Here is a 24718-nt window from a genome sequence, read left to right as displayed (position 1 = left end):
GATTGTTCATYAGGGGCGGCATCGGCCAGTTCGGCACCCGGACCTGGCCATGCGGGCCGAGGATGTAGAAATTGTCCTGGGTGACCTCGGTGGTGACGGGGGCGCCCCTGTGCTTCCAGTCCGGGATCAGCTTGTCGAGACCGGCGGTGTCCAGCACCGCGCCCGAGAGGATATGCGCGCCGATCTCCGAGCCCTTCTCCAGCAGCACCACCGAAAGCGCGGGGTTCACCTGCTTGAGCCGGATCGCCGCCGACAGCCCCGCCGGGCCGCCGCCAACGATCACCACGTCGTAATCCATCGACTCGCGTGCAATTTCGGACATGGCTCGGCCTCCAACTTCCCTAGCTCGACAATCTGCGCGCCAGACCTAACGCGTAATATTCTTGCGGGCAATCTTAACGCGACGCAGGATAATCAACTTGCGACGTTTTCTCGGCGGGCTGTCGCGGATCGCATGCGGCGGGACTTGAAACAGGGACGGGATCGCGCCACGATGCCTCTCGGATTTTCAGCGGGCGCCCCCGGCCGATGGCCGGGGGCGTTCCAACAGCTTGTTTCGCGTTGACTGGCGTCGCACCGTTGCGACCGGAAGGACTGGAATGGAAAAGATACCGATGACCCGCGCGGGCTACGACCTGCTGGACGAGGAACTGCGCGAATTGCGCTCGGTCCAGCGTCCGGCGGTGATCCGCGCCATCGCCGAGGCGCGCGAGCATGGCGACCTGTCGGAAAACGCCGAATACCATGCCGCGCGCGAAAAGCAGAGCTTCGTCGAAGGCCGCATCAAGGAGCTGGAGATGATTCTCTCGCGTGCCGAGGTCATCGACCCGACCAGGCTGAACGGCAGCATCAAGTTCGGCGCCACCGTCACGCTGCTGGACGAGGATACCGAGGAGGAGCGCACCTATCAGATCGTCGGCGAGGCCGAGGCGGATCTGGAGCGCGGGCTTCTGAACATCCGTTCGCCCCTGGCCCGCGCCCTGATCGGCAAGGACGAGGGCGACAGCGTCGAGGTGGTGACCCCCGGCGGCGGGAAATCCTATGAGATCATCTCGATCCGCTATGTCTGAGTCTGACGGAGGGGGCCGGGCGCATGAACTCGCTTGATCCGCTGCGCAGGCTGGCCGTCGAGCAGGCCCGCGACCGCGCGCTGGTGATCGGCGTGGTGGTCAGCCTGGCCTGGCTGGCGCTGGTCGGGCTGTTTGCGCTGTTCGGCCCCGAGGCCGAAGGGCAGGGCGCGGCGGGCGGGCTGGCCTGGCTGGTCGGGGTGCTCTTGCCGCTGGCGCTGATCTGGCTGGCGGTCTGGTCGGCGCGCAGCCTGCTGATCCTGCGGCAGGAGGCCGAGGAATTGCGCGCCATGCTGGCCCGGATCCAGGATCAGGGCCTGACGCCGCAGCCCGAGCCGGCCCCCGTCGCAGAGCCGCGCCCGGCGGCACCGGCGCTTGCCCCGGCCGCGCGGCGCAGCCCGGTTCCGCCCGCGCCGCGCCCGGCGGCGGATGCGCGGCAGGCCACGCTGGAGCTTGATTCGCCGGCCGAGGCCGAGCTGACCGCCACCGAGCTGTTCTATGCGCTGAACTTTCCCGACGGGCCCGAGGATCGCGAGGCGATTCGCTGCCTGCGCCTGGCCTTGGCCGATCCGGGCATGGCGCGGCTGATCCGGGCGGCGCAGGACGTGGTCACGCTGCTGGCCGGGCAGGGCGTCTATATGGACGAACTGGCGATGCCCCAGACCGATCCCGCCCTGTGGCGCCGCTTTGCCGAGGGCGCGCGCGGCGAGGCCGTGGCGGCGCTGGCGGTGATCCGAGACGAGGCCGCCCTGGCCAGCGCCGGGTCGATGTTGCGCGGCGACGAGGTGTTCCGCGATGTCGCGCATCATTTCCTGCGGCATTTCGACGGGCTGCTGAGCCGCAAGGCGCAGGACAGCGATCCGCAGCTTCTGGCGGCGCTGGCCGAGACGCGCTCGGGCCGGGCCTTCACGCTGCTGGCGCAGGTGACCGGCATGCTGGGCGGCACCGCGGCCGAGGTCGAAGGCACCGATCCGGCGGGCGCGCGCTAGAGCGTCAGCCGCAGCACATGCGCGGGCGCCGACCAGGGCCAGCCCAGTCTCTGGCGGGCCTGCGCCTGGAATCCCATCGCCTGCCACGCCGCCAGACCGCTGCGATTGCCCGCCTCGACCTCGGCGCGCAGGGCGGGGTGGCCAAGGCGGCGGGCATGGGCGGCGGCGGCCTCGACCAGGGCGCGGGCGATGCCCTGCCGGCGCCATCGCGGCGGCACGGCGATCCCGTCCAGCACCAGATCCGCGGTCTCGGCGCCGGGCCGGTAGAGGCCGGCCGCCAGATGCCGCAGCCGCCCCTGCGCCGGACCCCAGACCAAGACGAACCCCCCCGCGCCGGGGTCGAGGAAACCGCCGCCCGCCTCGCGTAGCCCGGCGATGCCGACCAGCCGCCCCGAGGGCGCCAGCGCCACCAGCGCCCGTTCGGGACGCATCGCTGCGCGGATCAGCGCCACGCCCTGCCGCGCCGTGGCCGGCCAGGGCAGGATCTGCGCCCCGAAATGCCGCCAGTAAAGCGCCGCCGCCGCGTTCCGCAGATCGGGCGGGATGCCGCGCTGGATGCGGGGCGGGGTTTGCGCTGCGGGCATGGGAGGTCCTTGTATGGAGGTTCTTGTATCGGGCCGCGGTTTTGGCCAATCTGCGCCAGCCATAGCCCGATCACGAGCCTTTTTCACCATGTCCGCGCCAGCCGACCTCGCGGCCCCCTCCGGCCTGACCCCCGAACAGAGCCGTGCCTTGCGGCGCAGCCCGACGCAATGCCTGCGCCACGGCTTTGTGCAGGCGCTGCCCTTCATCCTGGTGCTTCTGCCCTTCGGCATGCTGTTCGGCGTGGTTGCCACGGATGCCGGGCTGGACTTGCCGCAGATCCTGGGTTTTACCGTGCTGGTTCTGGCCGGGGCCTCGCAATTCACCGCGGTGCAGCTGCTGACCGACCATGCGCCGGCGCTGGTGGTGATCGTCTCGGCCATCGCTGTCAACCTGCGCATGGCGATGTATTCGGCCTCGCTGGTGCCCTGGCTGGGCGGGGCGCGGCCGCGCGACCGGGCCTGGATCGCCTATACGCTGATCGACCAGAGCTATGCGCTGGCGATCCAGCATTATGAAAAGCACCCCCGGCTGAACCTTGCGCAGCGCATCGGCTATTTCCTGGGCGCGGTGCTGGCCACCTGCCCGTTCTGGCTGCTGGCCACGCTGCTGGGCGTCTGGCTGGGCAAGGCCATCCCCGAGGACTGGGCGCTGGATTTCGCCATGCCGATCACCTTCCTGGCGCTGATCGCGCCGATGCTGCGCAGCCCGGCCCATGTCGCGGCGGCGCTGGTGGCGGTGGTGGGGTCGCTGGTCTTTGCCTTCCTGCCCTCGGGGCTGGGGCTGTTCGTGGCCGCGCCGCTGGCGATGCTGACCGGCGCCGGGGTCGAGGTGCTGATGGAACGCAGAAACGGAGCCCGCCTGTGACCGGCTATAGCGATGCGACGATCTGGCTGATCATCCTGACCGTGGCGCTGGGAACCTATGGGCTGCGCTGGTCCTTTCTCGGCGTCTTCGGCAGCCGGCCGATGCCGCTCTGGGCGCAGCGGCTCTTGCGCTATACGGCGGTGGGGGTGCTGCCGGCCATTGTGGCGCCGCTGGTCGTCTGGCCGGCGGCCACGCAGGGCCAGCCCGATCCGGCGCGAATGATCGCGGCCGTCGTGGCCGTGGCGGTGGGGGTGGCGACGCGCAACGTGCTGGCGGCCATTCTGGGCGGGATGGCCACGCTTTACACGGCGCTTTACCTCATGACGTGAAGCTGGCCATCGCGGCCATAGCCGGTGATCGCGCCGCTTTTCTGGCGCAGCAGCACGTCGTGGTTGTTGGCCGGATCGCCGTCCATGTGCCGACGCGAGGTCACGCCGGGCAGGGTCAGGAACCATTCGCGCAGCTTGAGCACCGAGAATCCGGTCGGCGCGCCCTCGAAGCCCGGCACGCGGCTCAGCGCCTTGCCGGTGTTGACGGCGCAGAAGCTCTTGTTCGAGGCGCCCTGCCGCTCGACCGAGCGGATCGCGGCATCGGCGACGGCCAGCGGCACCTGCACCGTGTCCTCGGCCACCCAATAGGTCGAGCGCGCGTGATAGTCGATGTAGAAGTTCCTGAAGTTCGGCGTGATGCCGTAGAGCACGTCATGCCGTTCCGGGATCGCCGGATGTTCCCAGCTGCCGGCCGGGTCGTAGATCACCCGCTGGCTGCCGTTGATCATCAGCGCGGAATGCCCGCCCTCGCCGCGCGGAATGCCGATGACGCTGAACAGGGTGATCGAGGGCGGCTCGTTCGAGACATAGCGCGCGCGGCGGATCGCCTCGTCGCTGGCCCATTTGTTGTCGGCACCGCAGGCCGCAAGCGCGGCCGGCAATGCCAGCGCAAGGAAGGCACGCCTTTGCATCTTTGGTCTTTCCCCGGTCAGGATCAGGCGTTGGCCAGGGCCAGGAACACCAGCACGGCGATGGAAAGGACGCTGACCCAGGTCGCGGCCTTGATGAAGCCGGCGAAGGTCGCCTGATGCGCGCGGATGTCCATTTCGCCGTGCTTGTGTTCGGTGATTTCGTGATGCGAGGCCATGATCCTGTCCGTAAACGATGCGATGCGTCGGGCGCAGGGATAACCCAAGGCGGCGGCGGTGTCACGCCCCCCAGAGCACCGCGCCGGTCTCGGTCTTGCCGATGGGCCACACCTGGCCGGTGGCGCGCAGGTGGTTGATATGCCCGACCGCCTCGGCCAGCGCGAGGCCGAATTCCGGCTTGGCGATCTGGCGGCGATAGAGCAGCGGGAAGCAGCCGACGGTGCTGAGCGGTTCCTGGCGCAGCCCTTCCAGCACGCGCTCCAGCGCGGCGCGCTGGTTGGTGGCCAGTTGCCGCAGCCGGGTCGGCAGGCCGCGATAGGGCAGCTTGTGACCGGGCAGCACCAGCTGCTCGGGCCGGGCGAATTCCGCCAGCCGCGCGCAGCTTTCCAGCCAGTCGCCGACGGTATCGGCCTCGGGCTCGGTCGGATAGACGCCGAGATTGGGCGAGATCGTCGCCAGCATCTGGTCGCCGCCGATCACCAGGTCGTCGTCCAGAGACCACAGCGTGACATGTTCCGGCGCATGGCCATGGCCCATGCGCACGATCCAGCGCCGCTCGCCGAAGGCGACCTGCTGGCCTTCCCACAGCCTGCGATAGCCGGGCGGCAGCGGCGCGCAGACATCGGCGCTGTTGAAGGGGCGTTCGTGGCTGCGCTCCTCGATCAGCTCGGCCGGCATGCCGGCCTGGCGCCAGAAGGCGATGGCCTGCGGCGTCGGGCGCTCCTGCACGTCGAGGATGCCCATTCGCGCCGTCAGCCAGGCCGAGCGCGAGGTCCAAAGCTCGGCCCCCTGCGCCTGGAACCAGCCGGCAAGGCCCATGTGGTCGATATGGTGATGGGTGGCGATCAGCCGGGTGACCGGTGCCCCGGCCAGCGGGCCTTGCAGGATGTCCTGCCAGATGCCGCGGGTGCGGCGGGTGTCCAGCCCGGTGTCCACCAGCGTCCAGCCATCCGCGTCGCGAAGGGCATAGACGTTGACCATATCGGGCTTGAAGGGCAGCGGAAGCTGGAACCAGAACACGCCGGGGGCGATCTCATGCGCCTCGCCTTCGGCCGGGGGGTTATGGGTCTCGCTGCGTATCACCCGGCCATTTGACCCAGCAGGACCGCATCGTCAAGCGCCTCCAGATCGGCCAGCCCGGCGCGGGCAGCGGCCAGGTCGGCGGCGAATTGCGGCAGGATGCGGGTGATGTAGAGCCGCGCCAGCGCCTTGCTGCCGCCATCGGTCGCGGCGCGCAGGTGGTAATGCGCGCCCAGCACCCGGGCGAATGCAGACAGATAGGGCACGGCGCCGGCAAACCGGTCGGGCATGTCCTGTTCCAGCAGCTCCTGCGTGGCCTCGCGCAGCGTCTCGGCGGCCTGCCAGAGCTGATTGGCCAGTTCCGGCTCGGCCCCCTGCGCGGCCTTGGCGCCGTCGAGGATCTCATCCAGCAGCGCCATCGCCGCCGCGCCGCCGTCCGAGAGCTTGCGGCCGACCAGGTCCATGGCCTGGATGCCGTTCGTGCCCTCGTAGATCGCGGTGATGCGCACGTCGCGCAGATACTGGGCGGCGCCGGTTTCCTCGATATAGCCCATGCCGCCATGCACCTGCACGGCGGTATCGGCGACGCGGATGCCGATATCGGTGCCATGCGCCTTGGCGATGGGCGTCAGGAAGGCGGCGCGCGCCGCCCATTCCTCCGAGCCGGTGGCCCGCGCCATGTCCAGCGCCACCGCGCAGCCCAGGCAGATGGCGCGGGCGGCAAAGACCTCGGCCCGCGATTCCGCCAGCATCCGGCGCACGTCCGGGTGGCGGATGATCGGACCCATCTGCACCCGTTCGGTGGCATAGGCCACGGCCTGCTGCAACGCCGCCTCGGCCTGGGCCACGCCCTGCACCCCGACGCCCAGCCGCGCGGCGTTCATCATGGTGAACATGGCGGCCATACCCTTGTGCTCTTCGCCGACCAGCCAGCCCTTGGCGCCCTCGAAGCTCATGACGCAGGTGGGGCTGCCGTGGATGCCGAGCTTGTGTTCCAGGCTGACGACGCGCAGGTCGTTGGCGATGCCGGGCTTGCCGGTCTCGTCCGGGATGAACTTCGGCACCATGAACAGGCTGATGCCGCGGGTGCCCGCGGCCCCGTCGGGCAGGCGGGCCAGCACCAGGTGGCAGACGTTTTCCGTCACGTCGCTGTCGCCCCAGGTGATGAAGATCTTCTGCCCGGTGATGCGATAGCTGCCGTCCTCGGCCCGCTCGGCCCTGGTCGTCAGCGCCCCCACGTCCGATCCGGCCTGCGGCTCGGTCAGGTTCATCGTGCCCGACCATTCGCCCGAGATCAGCTTGGGCAGATACAGCGCCTTCAGCGCCTCGCTGCCGTGATGCTCCAGCGCCTCGATCTGGCCCTGGGTCAAGAGCGGGTTCAGTTGCAGCGCCAGGCAGCCCGAGGCGACCATCTCGTTCACCGCCATGTTCAGCGCCTGCGGCAGGCCCATGCCGCCATACTCGGGATCGGCGGCGATGCCGATCCAGCCGCCCTCGGCCAGCGCGCGGAACGCCTCGGCATAGCCGGGGGATGAGCGGAGCTTGCCGTTTTCCAGCCGCGCGGGGGTCAGGTCGCCGGCGCGGTTCACCGGGGCGATGACCTCGGTCGCCAGCTTGCCGGCCTCGGTCAGGATGGCGGTCATGGTCTCGGCCGTCGCCTCGGCAAAGCGTGCGGTGCCGGACAGTTCTGGAAACGACACGATCCGGTTCAGGATGAACTCGATCTGCTCGACCGGGGCTTGATAGGCCATCCGCACTCTCTCTCCCTCTGGCGCCTTGGCAAATCCCGCTGCGGCGCGTAACTGATGCCTCGGGTTTCGATCATATTTGCGGCCCGGCGTCCATCAACCACAACCCGACGTAACGAATGCACACCCAGATTCTAGGCCATGATTCCCGGGGCCTGCGCGCCGCCGCCGAGCTGCTGGCGCAGGGCGAGCTGGTCGCCATCCCGACCGAGACGGTCTATGGCCTGGCCGGCGATGCCCGCAACCCCCGCGCCGTGGCCCGCATCTATGAGGCCAAGGGCCGGCCCAGCTTCAACCCGCTGATCGTGCATCTGCCGGACCTGGCGGCGGCCGAGCGCATCGCGGTCTTCGACGATGCGGCGCTGGCGCTGGCCCGGGCCTTCTGGCCCGGCGCGCTGACGCTGGTGTTGCCGCTGAGGCCCGGGGCCGGCATCGCCTCGCTGGTGACGGCGGGGCTGGACACGGTGGCGATCCGCGTGCCGGCGCTTCCGGCGGCGCAGGAGGTGCTGCGCGCCTTCGGCGGGCCGCTGGCGGCGCCCTCGGCCAATCCGTCGGGGCGGATCAGCCCGACCACGGCGGCGCATGTCGTGGATTCCGAAAGCGGGCTGGGCGGGCGCATCGCGGCGGTGCTGGATGCGGGCGCCTGTCCGGTGGGGGTGGAATCGACCATCGTCGGCTGGGTGGATGGCCAGCCCGCGCTGCTGCGTCCCGGCGGCGTCGCGGCGGAGGCCATCGAGGCGGTGCTGGCCCGGCCGCTGGCCCGGCCCGAGGCCGATCCCGACGCGCCGACCGCGCCGGGGCAGTTGACCAGCCATTACGCGCCGCGCGCCAGCCTGCGGCTGAATGCCGAGGCCGCGCGGCCGGGCGAGGTGCTGATCGGCTTTGGCCCCGTCGCGGGCGAGATGACGCTGAGCGAAACCGGCGACCTGGCCGAGGCCGCGGCGCGGCTGTTCGACCTGCTGCACCGTGCCGATGAGCTGGGGCGGCCCATCGCCGTGGCGCCGGTGCCGGAGCGGGGACTGGGGGCCGCGATCAATGACCGGCTGCGCCGGGCCGCGGCGCCGCGCTAGGCGTCAGGCGTGGCCGGCGCTGGGCGACAGCATCAAGGGATCGATGCCCAGCGATTTCAGCGCCGCGCGCCATTTTCCGGAATTGTCGGCGCCGAAGATGATCTCGTCGCCGCGATCCGAGGTCAGCCAGCCGTTGTCGCGGATTTCCGAATCGAGCTGTCCCGGCCCCCAGCCGGCATAGCCGAGCGCCAGCATCGCCGGCTGCGGCCCGTGGCCGCGCGCGAAATCCTCGAGGATGTCGCGGGTGGTGGACATGGCGAGGTCGTCGGCGATGCGCATCCGGTTTTCGTCAAGCTGGATGTCGCGGGGCACGCGATGCAACACGAAGCCGCGCCCCGGCTCGACCGGGCCGCCGAAGCGCACGGGAATGTCCAGCGCATTCGCATCCGCCTGGATGCCAAGCTGCGCCAGCAGGTCGGAAAAGCCGATCTCGGGCAGCGGCCGGTTGACCACCAGCCCCATGGCGCCGTCCTCGGAATGGGCGCAGACCAGAATCACGGACTGCTCGAAGCGCGGATCGCGCATGCCGGGCATGGCGATCAGCATCTTGCCGGTCAGGTTGCTGGACTGGTCCATGATCTGCTCCGTTGCCTTTCCTTGAAGATCGGGCCTGCCGGCTGTTTTCGCAAGGGATTGTCGCTATTGTGACTTCACGGCGACGGGGCGGGGCGACTAGAACGGCGCCATGAAGACCCTTGCCCTGCTTTTCCTGACCGCCGCGCCGGCCCTGGCGCAGGACCTGCCGCCCGGGCTGGTCTCGGCCGAGCTTCTGCCCGGCTGGACCACGGCCCGGGGCCACCGGATGACCGCGCTGCACCTGCGGCTGGAGCCGGGCTGGAAGACCTATTGGCGCAGCCCCGGCGATGCCGGCGTGCCGCCGCGCTTCGACTGGGGCGCCTCGCGGAACCTGGGCGAAGTGCGGCTGCTCTGGCCGCGTCCCGAGGTGATCGAATCGGGTGGCGAGCGCACGCTGGGCTATCACGAGGAACTGGTGCTGCCGATCGAGATCGCCCCGGTCAGCCCCGGCGCGCCGGTCGAGCCCAGGGCCGTGGTCGATTTCGGCATCTGCCAGGACATCTGCGTGCCGGTGCAGGTGACCTTGCAGGCCGGCCCGCCCGGCCCGATGCCCGATCCGCTGATCGAGGCGGCCATCGCCCGCCAGCCCGAGACCTCGGACCGGCAGCCCGAATGCCGCATCGCCCGGATCGAGGACGGCATGCAGGTCACCGCCACCCTGCCCGCGGCGGACAGCGCCCGCGGCGACGAGGTGGCGATGGAGCTTGCCGATGACGAGATCTGGGTGTCGGCCCCGGAAACACAGGCGTCGGGAGACCGGCTGACGGCGCAGGCGGATTTCGTCGCCGCCTCGGGCAAGCCGTTTCCGCTCGACCCGCAGGCGCTGCGCGTGACGCTGATCGGCCCGGACGATGCGGTGGAGTTCCGGGGCTGCCGCGTGGCGGCGGACTAGCCCTCCAGCCGCGCCGACAGCGACAGCAGGTCTGCCCAGGCCTCGCGCTTGGCCAGCGGCGTGCGCAGCAGATAGGCCGGATGCGCCATCGGCAGCGCCGGCAGGCCGAAGGCGGTGGTCCATTTGCCGCGCAGCTTCAGGATGCCCTGCTGGTTCAGCGCCGCGATGCAGGGCGTGTTGCCCATCAGCACCAGAAGCTGCGGCTGCGCCAGCTCGACATGCCGGGTCAGGAAGGGCAGCATCATGGCGATCTCGGCCGGCTCGGGGCGGCGGTTGCCCGGCGGCCGCCAGGTCAGCACATTGGTGATATAGAGCCCGCGTTCCGCATCCACCGCCTCGCGCGACAGGCCGATGGTGCCGAACATCAGGTCCAGAAGCTGGCCCGCCCGGCCGACGAAGGGGCGGCCCTGCCGGTCCTCCTCCTCGCCCGGGGCCTCGCCGATGATCATGACCCGCGCGCCCGGATTGCCGTCGCAGAAGCAGAAATTGCGCGCGCCCTTCTTCAACTCGATGCCGTCGAAGGCTTCCTGCGCGGCGGCCAGTTCGGCCAGAGTGGTTGCGGCGGCGGCCATGGCCTCGGCGCGGGCGACCAGATCCTCGGCCTCGTCGCGCGGTTTCGCCACGACCGGGGCGGCGGGCGGCGGGGCAGGAGGCGTCTCGGCGCGGTCGGGCATGACATAGCGGTCGAGCGGCGCGTCGAGACAGGGCTCGTCCGCGCCCAGCTCGGCCTGCCATTGCAGAAGCGCCAGCGCCGTCTCGGCGTCCAGCGCGAATCCCCTATAGGTCGGATCGGCGGTCATGGCCGCAGGCTAGGCCGCGGCGCGGATGCGGGCAAGATGCGGCGTGCCATCCCCATCGCGTCGGCGGCGCAACGACCTGCCGCGATCGCGCCGGCGAATGCGAGACGTTACTGCGATTGCGTCAGCGGTGTGGTGCCGCCGCCCATGCCGACCAGCCGCTGGATCAGCGGCTTGGCCGTCGGCCCGATGCGGTCGCAGGCGCCCGGATCGTCCAGAAGCTTGAAGGCCGGGCCGTAATAGGCCCGGTCATAGGCCGAGGCATCCAGTCCGAGCTTCGCCGCCAAAAGGTCGCCGGTGCCGGTGATCAGCGTCCATTCCCCGTCCGTGATCTGGTAATCCGGACAGTTCGAGGTGATGACGTTCACATTCGCCAGTTCCGCGATCAGCGATTTCGCCTCGGCGTCGGAAAGGCCCGAGACATCGGGAAGCCTTACGGTGATGCCTCCGTCCGCCAGCGCCGCGCCTGCCCCCAGGACCAACGCGCCGGCCAGAGCCGCGAGTGCCTTCATGGATTGCTCCCTTGCTTGTTCTGGGCGTCCGGTTTCGCGCGCCCATCCCGCCCGATCCGCCCCGCCGGCGCAACCCAATTCGCCGTGAACTTGACGCAGCGGAGGCGCAAGGATACGCGATTGCCAACAGCCAGAAGCATAGAGGATGCCTGCGATGACGACCTATTCCCTGCTGATCCTGCCCGGCGACGGCATCGGCCCCGAGGTCATGGCCGAGGTGCGCAAGGTCATCGGCTGGTTCGAAAAGAGCCGCGGCCTTTCCTTCGACGTCAGCGAGGATCTGGTCGGCGGCGCAGCCTATGACAAGCACGGCAAGCCTCTGGCGGACGAGACCATGGCCAAGGCGCAGGCGGTCGATGCGGTGCTGCTGGGCGCCGTCGGCGGGCCGAAATACGACAACCTCGACTTCTCGGTGAAGCCCGAGCGCGGCCTCCTGCGCCTGCGCAAGGAGATGGACCTGTTCGCCAACCTGCGCCCGGCGCAATGCTTCGACGCGCTGGCGGATTTCAGCTCGCTCAAGCGCGACGTTGTGGCCGGGCTCGACATCCTGATCGTGCGCGAGCTGACCTCGGGCGTCTATTTCGGCGAGCCGCGCGGCATTTCCGAGGACGACACCCCCGGCAACGAGGGCGGCCGGGTCGGCGTCAACACCCAGCGCTATACCTCGGGCGAGATCCGCCGCGTCGCCCGCTCGGCCTTCGAACTGGCCCGCAAGCGTGCAAACCGCGTCTGCTCGATGGAAAAGGCCAATGTGATGGAATCCGGCATCCTCTGGCGCGAGGAGGTGCAATGGGTGCATGACAACGAATATCCCGATGTCGAGCTGTCGCACATGTATGCCGACAACGGCGCCATGCAGCTGGTGCGCAACCCGCGCCAGTTCGACGTGATCGTGACCGACAACCTGTTCGGCGACATCCTGTCGGATGCGGCGGCGATGCTGACCGGCAGCCTGGGCATGCTGCCCTCGGCCAGCCTCGGCGCGCCGATGGCGAACGGCCGGCCCAAGGCGCTTTACGAGCCGGTGCATGGCTCGGCCCCCGATATCGCCGGGCAGGGCAAGGCCAACCCGATCGCCTGCATCCTCAGCTTCGCCATGTGCCTGCGCTATTCCTTCGGCCTGGGCGCCGAGGCCGACCTGCTGGAAAAGGCCGTCGAGAAGGTGCTGGCCGACGGCGTGCGCACCGGCGACCTGATGGGCGCCGAGGGCGGCAGGCCGGTCTCGACCGCCGAGATGGGCGACCATATCGTCGCGGCGCTTTCGGTGCTGTAATCGGCCGGCCGCGCCTGTCCAGGCAGGCGCGGCCCCATCGCGGAGCGTCGGAGGGGCGCATGACGGCGGGCAATATCAAGGGCGCGCTGCTCGCCCTTCTGTCCATGGGGCTCTATTCGACCCATGACGTGATCATCAAGCTGCTGGGCGCCACCTATCCGGCGTTGCAGATCCTGTTCTTCTCGGCGCTGCTGTCCTTTCCGCCGCTGGCGGTGCTGCTGCTGCGCGATCCGACGCATGGCACCCTGCGGCCGCGCAACCCGTTCTGGGTCGGGCTGCGTTCGCTTTGCATCGTCGCCTCCGGGGTCGGCGGGTTCTATGCCTTTTCCGTGCTGCCCTTGGCGCAGGTCTATTCCATCCTCTTCGCCGCGCCGCTGATCGTCACCGTGTTGTCGGTGCCGCTGCTGGGGGAAAAGGTCGGGTTGCATCGCTGGCTGGCGGTTTTCGCCGGGCTTTGCGGCGTGCTGGTCGTGCTGCGCCCCGGCGCGACGCCGCTGGGCCTTGGGCATCTGGCGGCGCTGATGGGGGCCACGGCGACGGCGCTGTCGGCCATCGCCGTGCGCAAGCTGGGCCGGTCCGAGCGGACGGTGATCCTGCTGCTTTGGCCGATGATCGGGAATTTCCTGCTGACCGGCGCCTCGCTGGGCTTCGCCTATCGGCCGATGGAGCTGGGCGACCTAGCGCTGACTGGGGTGATCGCGGCGCTGGGGCTTGCGGCGGGTTTCCTGCTGATCCTGGCCTATCAGGCCGGCGAGGCGGCCAATGTCGCGCCGATGCAATATTCGCAGATGCTCTGGGCGGTGGGTTATGGTTGGTTCCTGTTCGGCGAGCGCCCGGACGGGCCGACGGTGCTGGGGGCGGGGCTGATCATGGCCTCGGGGCTTTACATCCTGCTGCGCGAGCGGCTGGGCGCCTCGCGCCTGCGCCCGGCGACGCGGGCGCGCTTTGGCAGCGAGACGGTGACCGCCCCGCGCTGGAGCTTGTTGCAGCGCCTGCTGCGCGAGCGGGGCTGACGCGGTTTTTCTGCGGCGAAACTGCAAGATTCCCCCTTGCATTCCGCCGCCCCAGGGGCTACCTGCCCCTTCACGGTCGGAGCGTAGCGCAGCCTGGTAGCGCACCTGCTTCGGGAGCAGGGGGTCGGAGGTTCGAATCCTCTCGCTCCGACCATGTGGGATCTGTAGCGTTTCAGGAAGATTTGCCTTTTGTGCCAAAAGGCGGCTTTCTGGAGAGGCGAGGCCCTCCGCCGACCGGACACCTCTTCCTAGACAGAATCCTCAGGTTACAGCCGACTTGCTAGGCTTGCTTAGCAACCCGTGAGCTCGCTGCGGCGAACTGCTAAGGATAAAGCCGCTTGCGCGGCAATGGCGTATGCCGCTGGCTCGGGCAAGACAACCTGCCACAAACTACTCAGGCGACGAGTTCGATCTGATCTGCGGTAAGCAGGCCTTTCGCGATCAACTCGGTACGAGCAGCCTCAGGATCGGTGGTGAAGAAAAGGACCCGCAGATCCTCGAGCGCCCGCGAAAACGACACATAAGCGAGCTTACGACCGCGGGCCTCCTGCTTGTCCGTCCCGGTCCCTGAAATCCCGGGCGTCAGGAGCTTCCCAAAATTATAATTGTGCCAGCCGGCTTCGACGTCGTCATAAACCACAAGTACTTTGGGATATTCCTCGCCCTTCACACCATGCTGAGTGCTGAATGCGGTGTTCTTGCCGACAAAAGATGCGTAGGCGGCAATCTCGCTCGTCGTCATCCCGAACAAAGTGTCGGCCAGCCAGTCGCCCTTTTCAAGTCCGTGCTGTTCGGCGTCATAGACTTCGGCACGGGGATCGCGGACAAGGTTCGCCTGCAACCGCTCGCTAGTTCGGACAATCTGTTTCTCAGCAGCGAAGCGCAGAATGTCGCCGATCTTCGCCGCCTCCCAGCGCGCGGCCAGTTCGGCGACGATATCAATCGACGTGTCGACCATGGATCGCAGGCTCTTGGACGCATTGACGCCATCCACCGCGAACGCGGGACTTTGCTGCCTAAGGATATCGATGATTCGCCGGCTGTCGCCAGCGCGGTGTGCCTCAACGAGGGGCCAGATGGTGAACGTCAGCGGCAGGAGCAGGAAGTGTTCACCTCGCTCGAAGGCGTCTTGCGCACGCGTGGACGCGAACTGCCCGGAGAACAGTCGATTTAGTGTAGCAAAGCCCATCCGCCGGGCAATCATCTGGCGGACAAGAAAAAGCTTCACGACGTCGTCGCGATCGGTCCAGGCCCATTCCGTCATTGCCTGATCCAGCTGCGCGAGTGCGCGCTCGGTCTGCGCGTCGGAATACCGGTTCCGCGGCTCTTCCGGAGCCTCCGCTTTCACCAAGCGGAAGACGACACTGCCTTCCACATCCTGGTTCTTGCCCGCCGGCACCTGCGCGACATCCGTGCGGAAGCCGTTGAGCAAGCGGATCACGCTCCTCGAGCAGCGAAAATTCTCGACCTTAGTGATCGTCTTGCCGTTCACAGGCGGCGCAAAGTCCTCAGCGGTCTCGTCATAGATCTGCTGCCATGGGTCACCGAAATAACCGACGATCGGCAGACCTTCGCCTTCGCACGCGAGGTTCAGGCCATGAACAATTGTTTCGGCGGTATCTTGGGCCTCGTCCACGAAGATGTACGGGAAGCGCAGTCCCAGGATGCGGCGGAAGGTCGCATTTTCCTCAAGAAGGTAGGACGCGATGACTACGATATCGTCGTGCCCAAGAACACCATTGGGATAGTCCCCGTAGACGGCATCGCCATATTCGAATCGCTCGACACCCGCGAGTGCAGCCAAGTCCAGTTCGTACCGCTCAGCCTTTGCCCGGGCTTCGCGGGCAGCCTTGCTCTGGCCCCCGTTATCCTTCGCGCGCTCCTTCGCGATCAGATCCGGCAGGCGTCGGTTTTCCAGGGCCCGGCGGATATCCTGATGGAAACGTCCGAACTGCGCCCATAGAAAGCTGTGCAAGGTCGACACAACATAGAGGTCATCGAAGCCGAGCCTCTCGCTGATTACCCCCACCGCCCGCTTGGTATAGGTGATACAGGCGACCCGTTGGCCGTTTTGCCGCAAGGCCTTTCCCTTGTGCTCGCGCACCCATTCCAAGGCGTCGATCAGCGAGGACGTCTTGCCGGAGCCGGCACCGGCGATGAGCGCAAAGCTGACCTCGCCATCGAGGCATGCCTCGACGTCCTTGTCGGCTTGGGTTTCAACCTTCGCCATGTCAGCCCGCTCCGAGCGCTGCAACCGGCGCTTCGCCAAGCGGAACGGGCGCTGACTTGTCTAACATAGGAGCCCCGTCCGGCTGTGCGATCGGCGGGTACAGCTTCGCCTCAAGCCAGACCAAGCCTTCGGCGATGTAGGCCGGTGTTTGCCAAACGTCATCGCCAGCAAGCAAGCTCATGGCGAAATCCGTCTTTTTGAAGCTACTGGAGCGAATCCGGTCGTATATAGTCTGGTATGCGGCATCGAGGTCATCCGGGATCGCTTTGCCGATCGCAATCTTCCCTTCGCGCAGCAACGCAAAATTATCGTAAGCGAATGCTTCTTCGAGCGTGCGCGGCCGCATCGTGCGCTGGTTACCCTGATCCGTGACGGTGATGTCGCACTGGAAGGCGATGCAGCAGTCCTTCTCGTTGTTGATTTTCTCGTCTCTTTCCAAAGCCATCAACTCCGCGACGGTCGATTTGCCCAAAATTTTCTTGAGGCTCGCATTCGAAGTCCGGGCGTCCTGCGTATCACCTCGACAGGCGCTGGCGGCAGCATCAGGCGTCACCGAATCAAGGTCGGTGATCACGAGATAGGGAATACGCAGGAACGAGAGTAGACCCTCGAAGCGGTGGGCATAGGCGCCGCCGACTTCGAGCAACGTCAGATAGGAGCTACGCAGTTTGTTGGCCGATTTCTCGATCATCATGGGGAGGAGCAACTTTTCGACCGCACCTTCGACGAGGATCGCGGCGTCAGCGAAGAACAGATCGCAATGAGTCAGGCGCAGATAGCGCTTTAGGAAATCGAGAGCTTCCTGGGACGACACGACGACGCCATCGATGATGTCCCCTTCCGGCTGGAAAGCGCGAAGGCTGCGCACGTCCGATACGTTGCGGATACTGCCCGGCGCATTGTCGTTCGCCGCATGGCAACGCTGGAAATAGCGCACCTTCGCGAAATCGACGGCGTCGAGGATATGGGAGGAGTGAGTAGTCACGACTATCTGAGGGACTGCGCCGGAGAGCCCCGCAGCCTCGGCGGAATCCTTGATCACTTTCCAGATATTGGTGATGAAGGTCTGCTGCACCTGGGCGTGAAGATGGACCTCGGGTTCCTCAATGAAGATCAGGAGGCACAGCGGCCGATTTTCCGGCGTCGCGAGCCATTGCGAGTGAAAGTGGCGGACCTGGATCGCCATATAGATTAGATTCTTGAACCCTAGGCCGTTGTAGAGTTCAGGCAACTCGTGCTTGCGTGCTGGGTCTACGTACAGAAGCTCGGTATTGCCCTTGAGGGCCGTTTCCGGACTGAGCGACGAAATGATCCTAAGGTCCCGATCATTGACGGAGGGCACACCCAGACCCTTGATCAGGTCGATTAGGGGCGCGAACTGAACCTCGTAGTGATCGGTCAGACGCAAGTTGTTCTCGTCGATGACTTTGTGGGCATCGGCTGCGGGACCGGCATCCTGAAGGTTCTTTCGGTAGAAAGCGGCAAAGGCCGCCGACAGCCGGTTGCTGCGGCTGCTGTCGTCATCGTTGATGTTGCGCTGCGCGTCGACGAATTCGACCCGGAGCAAGTGCTTTAGGAGGCGCTTGCCTTCTTCCGGCTCGATCACGGCAGCATGGATCGACTCATTGCCATCCTCGTCCGTACGTTGCGCCAAAGACGCAAAGCGGATGATGCTGTGCCGCGCGAGGTTGGTGTCCATCGCCAGAAACTGGACAAGCGTCTTACCCTGGCTGCCATCTTCCTCAGGAGGATAGGCGGTATTGTAGGCCGTGCGAAGCTTCACCGGGTCCGCAAAGCCGAAAGACAGCCTAAAGCCGACGCGCTCGAAGTCTTCGAGATTGGGTAGAAGCGAGAAGACACGACCGTAGGCGACCGAGTCCGGGTCGATCGAGAACCAGAGATCCAGCTGGATCTCGGGCAGGTCCGAGGGGTCACCGCTGGCCGAAAATGCCTCGAAGTCGGACATGCGCGACGCCGAGAAATCGTGGACCCTGAACTCTCGTCCCCCGAGGAAGCAGCGAAATATTGCCGTCGCGGAGGTCTTCCCGCTGTTGTTGGGGCCAACGAAGAGCGTCTCCTGATCCTCAATATCGATCTGGACATTCTCGAGCCGCCGGAAATTGCGAATCGCGATCGAATTGAGCCTCATGACCACTCCTCCCACTGTAACGTTCTCTGCTCGCCGCAGGATTTCTGTCATGGCGACGCAAGATGAATTTACTAATGCAAAAAAACGTCAGCACAAGTTCTACTGCGAGTAGGCGCCTGTCCCAAGCCACCGATCATGCCGGCGAACGACCGCTGTGCGACAGCAGGAAAACAGGGTCGAGGTCACCGCATGCGCCCCGTAGGGCCGGCACCAGAGACCGAATTCCGCGAACAGTCCGCTAAGCACCGACCCGAATAGCGTTCCTAGACCTCACTCCACGATCACGAGGTCTTGCCGAGACGACGCCGATCGCCTGCATGCAATGCCGTTCGGGAGTCCCCACGGCATTTTCGACGGCAGACAGCAATATGTTTGCGCCGCCGAGCGTGACATATGCCGAGGCTGCGCGGATATCGACGGCCCCCGCCGCGATCATATCAACGAGAGCATAGCGCAGGCGCGCAGGTTCTGCGGCATTCTGGACGATCAGCATGAAGGCGCCTGCGTCCCGCTGCCGCCGGACGGCGCTGTGGATGTGCCGGCCCGCGCCGACTGCGCTAGCGTTTCAAGTTGCGCCAGAAGCGGCGATGTATCGAGCAGCGTGCGCAGTTTGCGGCGACGCGCCGTCAGTGCTTTGGCAGGATCAGAAAGATACGGGTCTGTCGTGCAATGGCCTTCCGCAAGTACGGCAATATCCTTGGCAAGGACCGCGATCTTCCGATGATCGCCGTTGCCGGAGTCGTATGCGGGCATCATCCTGTACGGCAGGGTGTGAAGATGCCGTTCGCCGAAATCGCCCTTCGGGTTAAACGCGAGAGTGGCGTTGGTGAGCGCCTGGCTGTTGAGCATGCCGACCTGATACCAGGCCTCGTCCGCGTCCGTCACGACTTTCCAGTACAGGGTCTGGTCAACGACAAGGTCCTGGGCCTGAGCAACCGGAACGCACGCCGCGCAGACAATTTTGCCGCCGGCGCCGGCCAGAATGAGGTAGCCGGTCGCCCCTAAGGTTTGCCTGGAGAGTTTGCCCCGCTCATCGATGCGCTGCTGGAGTGATTTGCCTTTCCCGACCGTCTTAAGCTTCTGGTTGATTGTGGCAAACCGGCGTGCTGTCTGCGTATTCAGCGCGACGGGCGGTGTCCCGTGATTGATCCGCGGCGTGAAGATCGAGGGCAGGTGGCGCGCGGTGAAGGCCGGCAACATGTACCAGAAGCGCGGAACGTCGCGGCCGTTGGTTGGCCGGCGGACATTGGTGCGCACCGCCGAAAGGTCGGGAATGAACCGCGCCGGCTCTTTGGGGTCCGGCGCATACCGGGCTACCAGCCGCACGAACGATGCCAGTTCGGGCGGCATGACGCGCGGCACGGACATGCCCCGCCTGCCTTTTTCGTTCTTGCCGGCATTGGCTTCGGCATGCTGGTGTCATCGGATTACTCGACGACCTGGTTCGACGGGCTGATCGCCTTCCTGTTCCTGTCGCCCTTCATGTTGTTCGCTGGCGGCGTCGGCTTGTTCCTGCGGTACGCGATCCCCCGGATGTCGGAGGGCTGGTACCGATGATCCCATACGCCGATCAAGAATCGCAACAAGGTGAAACCTGCCTGCAGGAGGGAACGAGCATGACCGCCAAACAGCAATCAGAGGCGAGTGCTGAAGGTGCCGCCGATCAGCGGCGGATCGGCAATTTGCAGGCCATGTTGGCCCACCTGAGCAACTATCCGACAGACGATGCAGAATGCGTTCTGGAACTGAAGCTTCCTCTGTCGATGCCGGCCGCGATCATGCTGCGCAGTGCCGAAGCCCGGACTACGCCACAATCGCTTGTTCTGGACCTGTTATCCGAGGCTGGGTATTGATGTCTCATGCCGGAACCTGCACACCCACATCCTGACGCTGCGTCCATCCGGGACTGGGCACTGTACGGGCCTCGCGATCCAGAGATTGCGACGCTCGTTGAGCGCCTGGCCATCGAGAGGCAGATGCGGCTGGAAGAGGTCGAGCAGCTGATCGTCGACGCTTTGACCGCAGTACTCAGCGAGCCGCACGAGTCATCGAATGATTCGAATTAGGGCGAAGTGCGTCGCGAATAAAAAGACAAGATGTTTTTTGATTGATCGCATTTTTGAGCGATATTCCGCTCAAAAATGGCGGCGCGTCGAAACAGGCTGACTTTGTTGCTGTCAGCAGATTCGGTTCGTGCGATGATTCGTAAGGGTCAACAACAAGTCTGGGTGGTCCCCGCTTATCCGATGACGTGGCAGAGGCGCGGCGATGGAAGATGAATTTTGCCATGAGATGATCAGGGCGCGGCTACGAATGGCCGGAAGCAGTTTTACTGCCCTCGCCCAAGAACTGGGTATTACGCCTGCTTCTGTAAGCCTGGTATCGCAAGGACGCAGACGGTCGCGCAAGATCGAGCAGATCATAGCCGAAAAGCTTGATACCACCCCCGAAAATATCTGGCCTGATCGCTACGAACAGGAGGGCACCATGAAGAGCTAAAAGCGAAAGGCTCCGAAAGCGGCAACTTTCAGAGCCCTGCTTAGACTTACCGAATCTGGTCTACCCGGTGAGTCAAAGCATCCCAAACCTCGCACGCAAAGTCAATGATCGGCGCCATCCGCTTCGGTCGACGACTGCGCAGTGCCTGCATCCGCCGTGATCGCCCGTTCTCGCGGGCGGTCATCTGACAAACTATTGCCAGGGATGTGACATGAACCCCTTCTTTCGCTTTCCCCTGCTGGCACCCGCCAGCCGGACCATTCCGGCGCGCTCGAAAGCGAGCGCCCGCGTGCAGGTTGTCGATGTGCGATCATTCCTGCCCCAGCCCGTCATCAGCCGGCTCGAATCCGGGCTGGAAGCCCATTGCTGGGACCAGTTGATTGCGGAGCCCGAGATCCGTGAAGTTCAGGCGCAGCCGCCCGTCATCCGGTACCGCGACGCACGGGGCAGGCTCGCCGTCCATCACTTCGACTTTCGCGCCCTCCTGGCCGACGGCAATGCGATTGCCGTCGCCGTGCGCCCACTGGCCCGCATCCGCAAATACCGCTTCGAGGACACCCTGAGGCTTATTGCCTCGCAACTGCCCAGATCCTTCGCGACACGGGTCTTGCTGTTCACCGATGCAGACATTCCCCGGCCGGAGGTCGTGCCGCACGCCCCGACGACGCGCCTGATCGAGCGTGCCAGGGAACTCGGCGCGCCGATGATTCCAGCCTTTACCCATATGATCCTGGCCTGAGAGGACGCCATGAAACACTTCAACATCAATCTCCTCGATCTCGTTATCCTTGATGGCGTGGAATATCGGCTTGCATCGCATGAGCCCGAAGGGATCGTGCTGATCGGAACAGCGCCACCACACCCTGCCCGCAGCATCAGCCATGGCGAGCTGGAGGAACTGCTTCGCAGCCCGCGGTTTCGCTTCATTCCGCAGGGGGCGGCACGCACAGCGGCCGAGCGCAGCCTTGACGGTCTCCCCGAATATTTTCGGGATCTTCCCGAGGGCAAGCAAGAGATCGCGCTATGGCGGCTGCTGTTCGCCGAGGAATTGCTGCGCTGCATCGAGGCTGGGCTCGCCAGGCGCAACGAGGCCTCGGTCAACACCATTCTGCCAGCAGTTATCGCTGCCGTAGAAAGTCATATCCGCAAGCGCTTGCGCAAACGGTTCAAGCGCGCGGGGCGTATGGAAACCTTTCGAACGCCGCCTTGTGCCAAGTCGTTGCTGACCTGGACACGGGCCTATGAACGAAGCGGCTTCAGCATCATGGCTCTGGTGCCTCAAACGCATCGATGCGGGGGCAGAGGACAGATGCTGCCCGGAGAGCTTACGGCATTTGATGCGCTGATCGCGGAATACGCCTCGCCGCTGCACCCGACCATCGATCAGATCCACGAGCGCACGACCAACCTTTACGCGGATTTCAACCGCGACCGTGCTGAGCGGGGGTTGCCCGAACTCCGGCCGCCATCCCGCTCTACCGTCTATCGCGCAATCAAGCGGATGGACCCCTACGAGACCTACCTGCAACGGTGGGGTGTCGATGCCGCCAACAAGAAATTCGCGATCATCGAATACGGCGTGCAGGTCCTGCGGCCCATGGAACGGGTCGAGATCGACGAATGGGATGTCGACCTCATGACATGGGTTTCCAATGCCGGTCTTCTCGACCGGCTGACGACGCAGCAGATCGCGGCCCTCGAAGTGATACGCCTTGTCATCTGCGTCGCCATCGACTGCGCCACGCGCTGCGTTGTCGGGCTGACCCTGTCCAGATCGACCAGTTCGGAAGCGGCCATCCGCACGCTGGAAACGGTGACGATCGACAAGACGGCTATCGCGATCAGCCTTGGCTGTAGAGCCGGTTGGCACCAGGGTGGGCGCCCCGAGACCGTTGCAGCCGACATGGGCTCAGCATTCGTCAGCGATGATTTCAAGATCACCTGCGCCGGGGTGCTGGCCCGCCTGATCAATCCACCCGGCGGTGTGGCCAAGCTCCGGTCTCGCATCGAACGCCTGTTTGGGACCTTTGCGACGCATTTCGTCAGCCGGTTTCGTGGCCGGACGTTCTCGAACCCCGAGCAGCGGGGCGATTACGATGCGGAGGCGGAAGCCTCGCTCACCGATCAGGATCTGTTGGCGGCGCTCGTGACCTATATCGTGGACGTCTATCACCAGCGCCCTCACGCCGGGCTTCAGGGTGAGACCCCTGCCGATAGCTGGGACAGGCTGGTCGCCAAATACGGCCTTCCGGCCCCGGTCGATGCGATGGATCGCCGGGCGATCTTCGGCATTGAGCTGGAACGCAGCATTTCCGGTCGCGGCGTGCGGGTGTTCGGCGCGGATTTCGCCTGCGACCAGTTGCGCGATGCCCGCAAGCACAGCCATCAGCACAAGGCTCGGCTGCGGTTCGATCCGCTGGACCTTGGCTGGATCGCGGTCGAAGTCGGCGGAACCTGGTATCCCGCCCATGACCTGTCCGGGGCGCTCTCGGGCGTCTCCTTCTACCAGTGGTCGGCCTTCGCCAGGACCGTCATGGATCACAACCGCGAACGCGCGGCAATCTCCGCCGAAATCTTTCATGACGGGCTGCGCCGGCTCGACCTGCTTTCGACCGAGGCGGCCAACGCGGCGCAGCTTGGGCGGATGACGTTCACCGCCGAGGAGATCGACAGGGCGGAACAGACACTCGGCCTTGGCCTGCACCTGCTGCCCGCTGCGTCGGCCGGTCAGGCCCAGGCCGGCTCGGATTGGCTGCAGGGCGGGTTCGAGGTTGGGGGCAGCGAGGCGGATGATGCCGATGCACCGCCCGCGCCGGAGGACCCCCCTGCGGATGAGACGCCGCCGACGCGCAAGGGCTGGAGGTTCGAAGATGACGAGTGAGCATCACACGCCACCCGATCAGGTCGCGCGGATCGCCGTATCCTTGCGCAAGCATTTCGTGGCCCATCCGGGCTACGAAACCGTGCGGCTGCTTTTCCGCGAGATTATGGACAAACGCCAGGCCGAGCTGGATCTTGGCCTGTCTGCCGAGGGACGCGGGATCGCGGTCATCGGGGAATCCGGCAGCGGCAAGACCACTGCCATCCAGCGGATCCTGCGCCGGATTGATGCTGCGGACGCCGAATCTGGCGAGTTCCGCTGGATCTCCATTCGGGTGCCGACGCCTGCCACCCAGAAAGACCTCGCACGCGCGATCCTGCATGCCCTGGCTTTCCAGATCCAGAGCAACACCACGGCGTCGCGCATGTGGGAACTGGTCAATTTTCACCTGCACCTGCGGAAATGCTGGCTGATCCACCTCGATGAAGGCCAGGAATTGGGTGGCCGAGGCTCGGAGGTCGAGAAGGCGGGCGTGATCAATGCCCTGAAGAGCCTCATGCAGATCCCGGACTGGCCGACCAACCTGGTCGTCAGCGGGACACCGGAACTGCATGATCTGCTGACCCAGGATCCACAACTGTCCCGCCGCTTCTTCATCACCCGCTTTCTTCCGGTGACCGAGTTCGATGCCTGCGACGATGTTGCAGAACTGGTCGCCCGCTACGCCGGGCTTGCGGATCTGCCGCTGGCGCCGGATCTGGCGGATATGGAGTTCGTGCCCCGGCTTCTCCATGCCGGGCGCGAACAGTTCGGAATCGTGGTCGAACTGATCATCGGCGCGATCACCCGCGCCCTGGCGGATGGAACGCCCGCATTGGGCGGGAAGGATTTCGCACGGTTTTATGCCGAGCGCACTGGGGAGGTCGCTGGTCGGAACCCGTTCCTGGTGCCGGATTTCCGGAGCCTGAACACAGGGCGATCACCGATGGAGCCCGATCCCCCGACGGGTCCCAAGGGGCGGTCGCGCAAACAAAGGGGAAGGCGGTAAGATGATCTTTCCCGCCCCGCATGCCCGTGAGACCATCGCCTCCTACGGATACCGCATTGCCCGGCTGTCCGGGCTGTCATCCTTGCCAGAGCTGGTCCACCTCTTCGATCTGGACCTTCGAGCCCTGCTGATGGGCGACAGGCACAGCATCGAACACCTTGCCAGATATACGGGCTGTGATCCGCAGGCGCTTGTTCGTGGCGCCCTGGACGCCAGCAATCCGCGGCGTCTGCAACTCGGCGCCGATCCACGCAACAAGGTTCAGTGTGCCCCGGATCGTTATTGGTTCTGCCCGGCCTGTCTGGGGGGATTGGCCGATGGCGATCTTCGATCTGCCTGCCTGGGCCGGACGGATTGGCTGATCGACGCGAACCATGTCTGCGCAGAGCACGGTCTCTGTCTCATGACGGTCTTGCCCCGCAAAGCG

28 protein-coding genes and 1 tRNA gene are annotated in these 24718 nt (G+C 65.9%); 16 read left to right on the top strand and 13 right to left on the bottom strand.

The annotated features are described in order from the left end of the window. Window positions 1–322 (bottom strand): NAD(P)/FAD-dependent oxidoreductase (locus tag AQY21_RS10490; RefSeq protein WP_152988191.1); only part of this gene is annotated, 322 nt, incomplete at its 3' end. A 277-nt stretch (window positions 323–599) separates the two neighbouring features. On the opposite strand from AQY21_RS10490, the gene greA reads away from it, so the two are divergent. Continuing rightward, window positions 600–1070: a transcription elongation factor GreA gene (gene greA, locus AQY21_RS10485; protein ID WP_058097613.1), complete on the top strand. Its 471-nt coding sequence runs from the start codon at window positions 600–602 to the stop codon at window positions 1068–1070. A gap of 23 nt (window positions 1071–1093) precedes the next feature. After that, on the top strand, window positions 1094–2056 hold the full coding sequence (locus tag AQY21_RS10480; RefSeq protein ID WP_058097612.1) for a hypothetical protein: 963 nt from the start codon (window positions 1094–1096) through the stop codon (window positions 2054–2056). Here AQY21_RS10480 and AQY21_RS10475 read toward each other — a convergent pair. Continuing rightward, a complete protein-coding gene (locus AQY21_RS10475; RefSeq protein ID WP_058097611.1) occupies window positions 2053–2640 on the bottom strand; it encodes a GNAT family N-acetyltransferase in 588 nt (195 codons plus the stop codon). The two genes, AQY21_RS10480 and AQY21_RS10475, sit on opposite strands and share 4 nt — an antisense overlap. 88 nt (window positions 2641–2728) lie before the next feature. On the opposite strand from AQY21_RS10475, the gene AQY21_RS10470 reads away from it, so the two are divergent. Both AQY21_RS10470 and AQY21_RS10465 read left to right on the top strand, forming a co-directional pair. Next, window positions 2729–3505 carry an AzlC family ABC transporter permease gene (locus AQY21_RS10470; RefSeq protein ID WP_152988190.1) on the top strand — a complete coding sequence of 259 codons (777 nt, stop codon included), beginning with the start codon at window positions 2729–2731 and terminating at the stop codon, window positions 3503–3505. Beyond that, window positions 3502–3834, top strand: coding sequence for an AzlD domain-containing protein (locus tag AQY21_RS10465; RefSeq protein ID WP_058097609.1), 333 nt, complete (start codon window positions 3502–3504; stop codon window positions 3832–3834). The genes AQY21_RS10470 and AQY21_RS10465 overlap by 4 nt, the downstream gene beginning before the upstream one ends. On the opposite strand, the gene AQY21_RS10460 is transcribed toward AQY21_RS10465, so the two are convergent. From AQY21_RS10460 to AQY21_RS10445, 4 genes are all read right to left on the bottom strand, one after another. After that, window positions 3819–4466: a hypothetical protein gene (locus AQY21_RS10460; protein WP_058097608.1), complete on the bottom strand. Its 648-nt coding sequence runs from the start codon at window positions 4464–4466 to the stop codon at window positions 3819–3821. The genes AQY21_RS10465 and AQY21_RS10460 overlap by 16 nt on opposite strands. Window positions 4467–4489: 23 nt before the next feature. Next, a complete protein-coding gene (locus AQY21_RS10455) occupies window positions 4490–4642 on the bottom strand; it encodes an aa3-type cytochrome c oxidase subunit IV (protein WP_058097607.1) in 153 nt (50 codons plus the stop codon). A gap of 61 nt (window positions 4643–4703) precedes the next feature. Continuing rightward, window positions 4704–5726 carry an MBL fold metallo-hydrolase gene (locus tag AQY21_RS10450; RefSeq protein WP_058097606.1) on the bottom strand — a complete coding sequence of 341 codons (1023 nt, stop codon included), beginning with the start codon at window positions 5724–5726 and terminating at the stop codon, window positions 4704–4706. Continuing rightward, window positions 5723–7414 (bottom strand): acyl-CoA dehydrogenase, encoded by a 1692-nt coding sequence (locus tag AQY21_RS10445; protein WP_058097605.1) that lies wholly within the window; start codon window positions 7412–7414, stop codon window positions 5723–5725. The genes AQY21_RS10450 and AQY21_RS10445 overlap by 4 nt, the downstream gene beginning before the upstream one ends. 116 nt (window positions 7415–7530) lie before the next feature. Between AQY21_RS10445 and AQY21_RS10440 the strand changes: the two genes are divergently transcribed. After that, window positions 7531–8481, top strand: a complete 951-nt coding sequence (locus tag AQY21_RS10440; RefSeq protein WP_058097604.1) for an L-threonylcarbamoyladenylate synthase — start codon at window positions 7531–7533, stop codon at window positions 8479–8481. Window positions 8482–8484: 3 nt separating this feature from the next. On the opposite strand, the gene AQY21_RS10435 is transcribed toward AQY21_RS10440, so the two are convergent. Next, on the bottom strand, window positions 8485–9057 hold the full coding sequence (locus tag AQY21_RS10435) for a YqgE/AlgH family protein (protein ID WP_058097603.1): 573 nt from the start codon (window positions 9055–9057) through the stop codon (window positions 8485–8487). 109 nt (window positions 9058–9166) lie between these two features. On the opposite strand from AQY21_RS10435, the gene AQY21_RS10430 reads away from it, so the two are divergent. Then, complete coding sequence (locus tag AQY21_RS10430) at window positions 9167–9949, top strand: protein-disulfide reductase DsbD domain-containing protein (RefSeq protein WP_058097602.1); 783 nt, start codon at window positions 9167–9169, stop codon at window positions 9947–9949. Here AQY21_RS10430 and AQY21_RS10425 read toward each other — a convergent pair. Further along, complete coding sequence (locus tag AQY21_RS10425) at window positions 9946–10749, bottom strand: uracil-DNA glycosylase (protein ID WP_058097601.1); 804 nt, start codon at window positions 10747–10749, stop codon at window positions 9946–9948. The two genes, AQY21_RS10430 and AQY21_RS10425, sit on opposite strands and share 4 nt — an antisense overlap. 107 nt (window positions 10750–10856) lie before the next feature. After that, the gene (locus AQY21_RS10420; RefSeq protein ID WP_058097600.1) at window positions 10857–11258 is read right to left on the bottom strand and encodes a hypothetical protein; all 402 of its coding nucleotides are present in this window, start codon (window positions 11256–11258) and stop codon (window positions 10857–10859) included. A gap of 154 nt (window positions 11259–11412) precedes the next feature. On the opposite strand from AQY21_RS10420, the gene leuB reads away from it, so the two are divergent. The 3 genes from leuB to AQY21_RS10405 all read left to right on the top strand — a co-directional run bounded on the left by leuB (window position 11413) and on the right by AQY21_RS10405 (window position 13698). Further along, window positions 11413–12531, top strand: a complete 1119-nt coding sequence (gene leuB / locus AQY21_RS10415) for a 3-isopropylmalate dehydrogenase (protein WP_058097599.1) — start codon at window positions 11413–11415, stop codon at window positions 12529–12531. Window positions 12532–12590: 59 nt separating this feature from the next. Next, a complete protein-coding gene (locus AQY21_RS10410; RefSeq protein WP_058097598.1) occupies window positions 12591–13544 on the top strand; it encodes a DMT family transporter in 954 nt (317 codons plus the stop codon). Window positions 13545–13621: 77 nt separating this feature from the next. Beyond that, window positions 13622–13698 (top strand) — tRNA-Pro (locus tag AQY21_RS10405). 240 nt (window positions 13699–13938) lie between these two features. Here AQY21_RS10405 and AQY21_RS10400 read toward each other — a convergent pair. The 4 genes from AQY21_RS10400 to AQY21_RS27795 all read right to left on the bottom strand — a co-directional run bounded on the left by AQY21_RS10400 (window position 13939) and on the right by AQY21_RS27795 (window position 19291). Continuing rightward, complete coding sequence (locus AQY21_RS10400) at window positions 13939–15774, bottom strand: UvrD-helicase domain-containing protein (protein WP_058097614.1); 1836 nt, start codon at window positions 15772–15774, stop codon at window positions 13939–13941. 1 nt (window position 15775) lies between these two features. Further along, on the bottom strand, window positions 15776–17923 hold the full coding sequence (locus tag AQY21_RS10395; RefSeq protein WP_065169917.1) for an ATP-dependent endonuclease: 2148 nt from the start codon (window positions 17921–17923) through the stop codon (window positions 15776–15778). Window positions 17924–18161: 238 nt separating this feature from the next. Beyond that, window positions 18162–18416: a hypothetical protein gene (locus AQY21_RS28610; protein WP_152988189.1), complete on the bottom strand. Its 255-nt coding sequence runs from the start codon at window positions 18414–18416 to the stop codon at window positions 18162–18164. Next, complete coding sequence (locus tag AQY21_RS27795; RefSeq protein ID WP_203416479.1) at window positions 18410–19291, bottom strand: hypothetical protein; 882 nt, start codon at window positions 19289–19291, stop codon at window positions 18410–18412. The genes AQY21_RS28610 and AQY21_RS27795 overlap by 7 nt, the downstream gene beginning before the upstream one ends. Before the next feature lie 42 nt (window positions 19292–19333). On the opposite strand from AQY21_RS27795, the gene AQY21_RS10385 reads away from it, so the two are divergent. From AQY21_RS10385 to AQY21_RS27785, 7 genes are all read left to right on the top strand, one after another. Further along, complete coding sequence (locus AQY21_RS10385; protein WP_238986744.1) at window positions 19334–19480, top strand: hypothetical protein; 147 nt, start codon at window positions 19334–19336, stop codon at window positions 19478–19480. Between the two features lie 59 nt (window positions 19481–19539). Next, window positions 19540–19776, top strand: a complete 237-nt coding sequence (locus tag AQY21_RS10380; protein ID WP_058097596.1) for a hypothetical protein — start codon at window positions 19540–19542, stop codon at window positions 19774–19776. 415 nt (window positions 19777–20191) lie between these two features. Next, the gene (locus AQY21_RS27790; RefSeq protein WP_082658077.1) at window positions 20192–20422 is read left to right on the top strand and encodes a helix-turn-helix domain-containing protein; all 231 of its coding nucleotides are present in this window, start codon (window positions 20192–20194) and stop codon (window positions 20420–20422) included. A 211-nt stretch (window positions 20423–20633) separates the two neighbouring features. Next, on the top strand, window positions 20634–21161 hold the full coding sequence (locus tag AQY21_RS10370; protein WP_058097594.1) for a hypothetical protein: 528 nt from the start codon (window positions 20634–20636) through the stop codon (window positions 21159–21161). Window positions 21162–21170: 9 nt separating this feature from the next. Next, complete coding sequence (locus tag AQY21_RS10365) at window positions 21171–23303, top strand: DDE-type integrase/transposase/recombinase (RefSeq protein ID WP_058097593.1); 2133 nt, start codon at window positions 21171–21173, stop codon at window positions 23301–23303. Next, window positions 23293–24291 (top strand): ATP-binding protein, encoded by a 999-nt coding sequence (locus tag AQY21_RS10360; RefSeq protein WP_161905993.1) that lies wholly within the window; start codon window positions 23293–23295, stop codon window positions 24289–24291. Before AQY21_RS10365 ends, AQY21_RS10360 begins: the two co-directional genes overlap by 11 nt. 1 nt (window position 24292) lies before the next feature. Further along, window positions 24293–24718, top strand: a 426-nt coding sequence (locus AQY21_RS27785; protein WP_152988188.1) for a TniQ family protein, incomplete at its 3' end; no start/stop codon positions are given.

Origin of the sequence: Paracoccus sp. MKU1 (genome assembly GCF_001447385.1) — a bacterium.
GTDB lineage: Bacteria > Pseudomonadota > Alphaproteobacteria > Rhodobacterales > Rhodobacteraceae > Paracoccus.
This window is presented reverse-complemented; position numbering and strand designations above follow the sequence as displayed.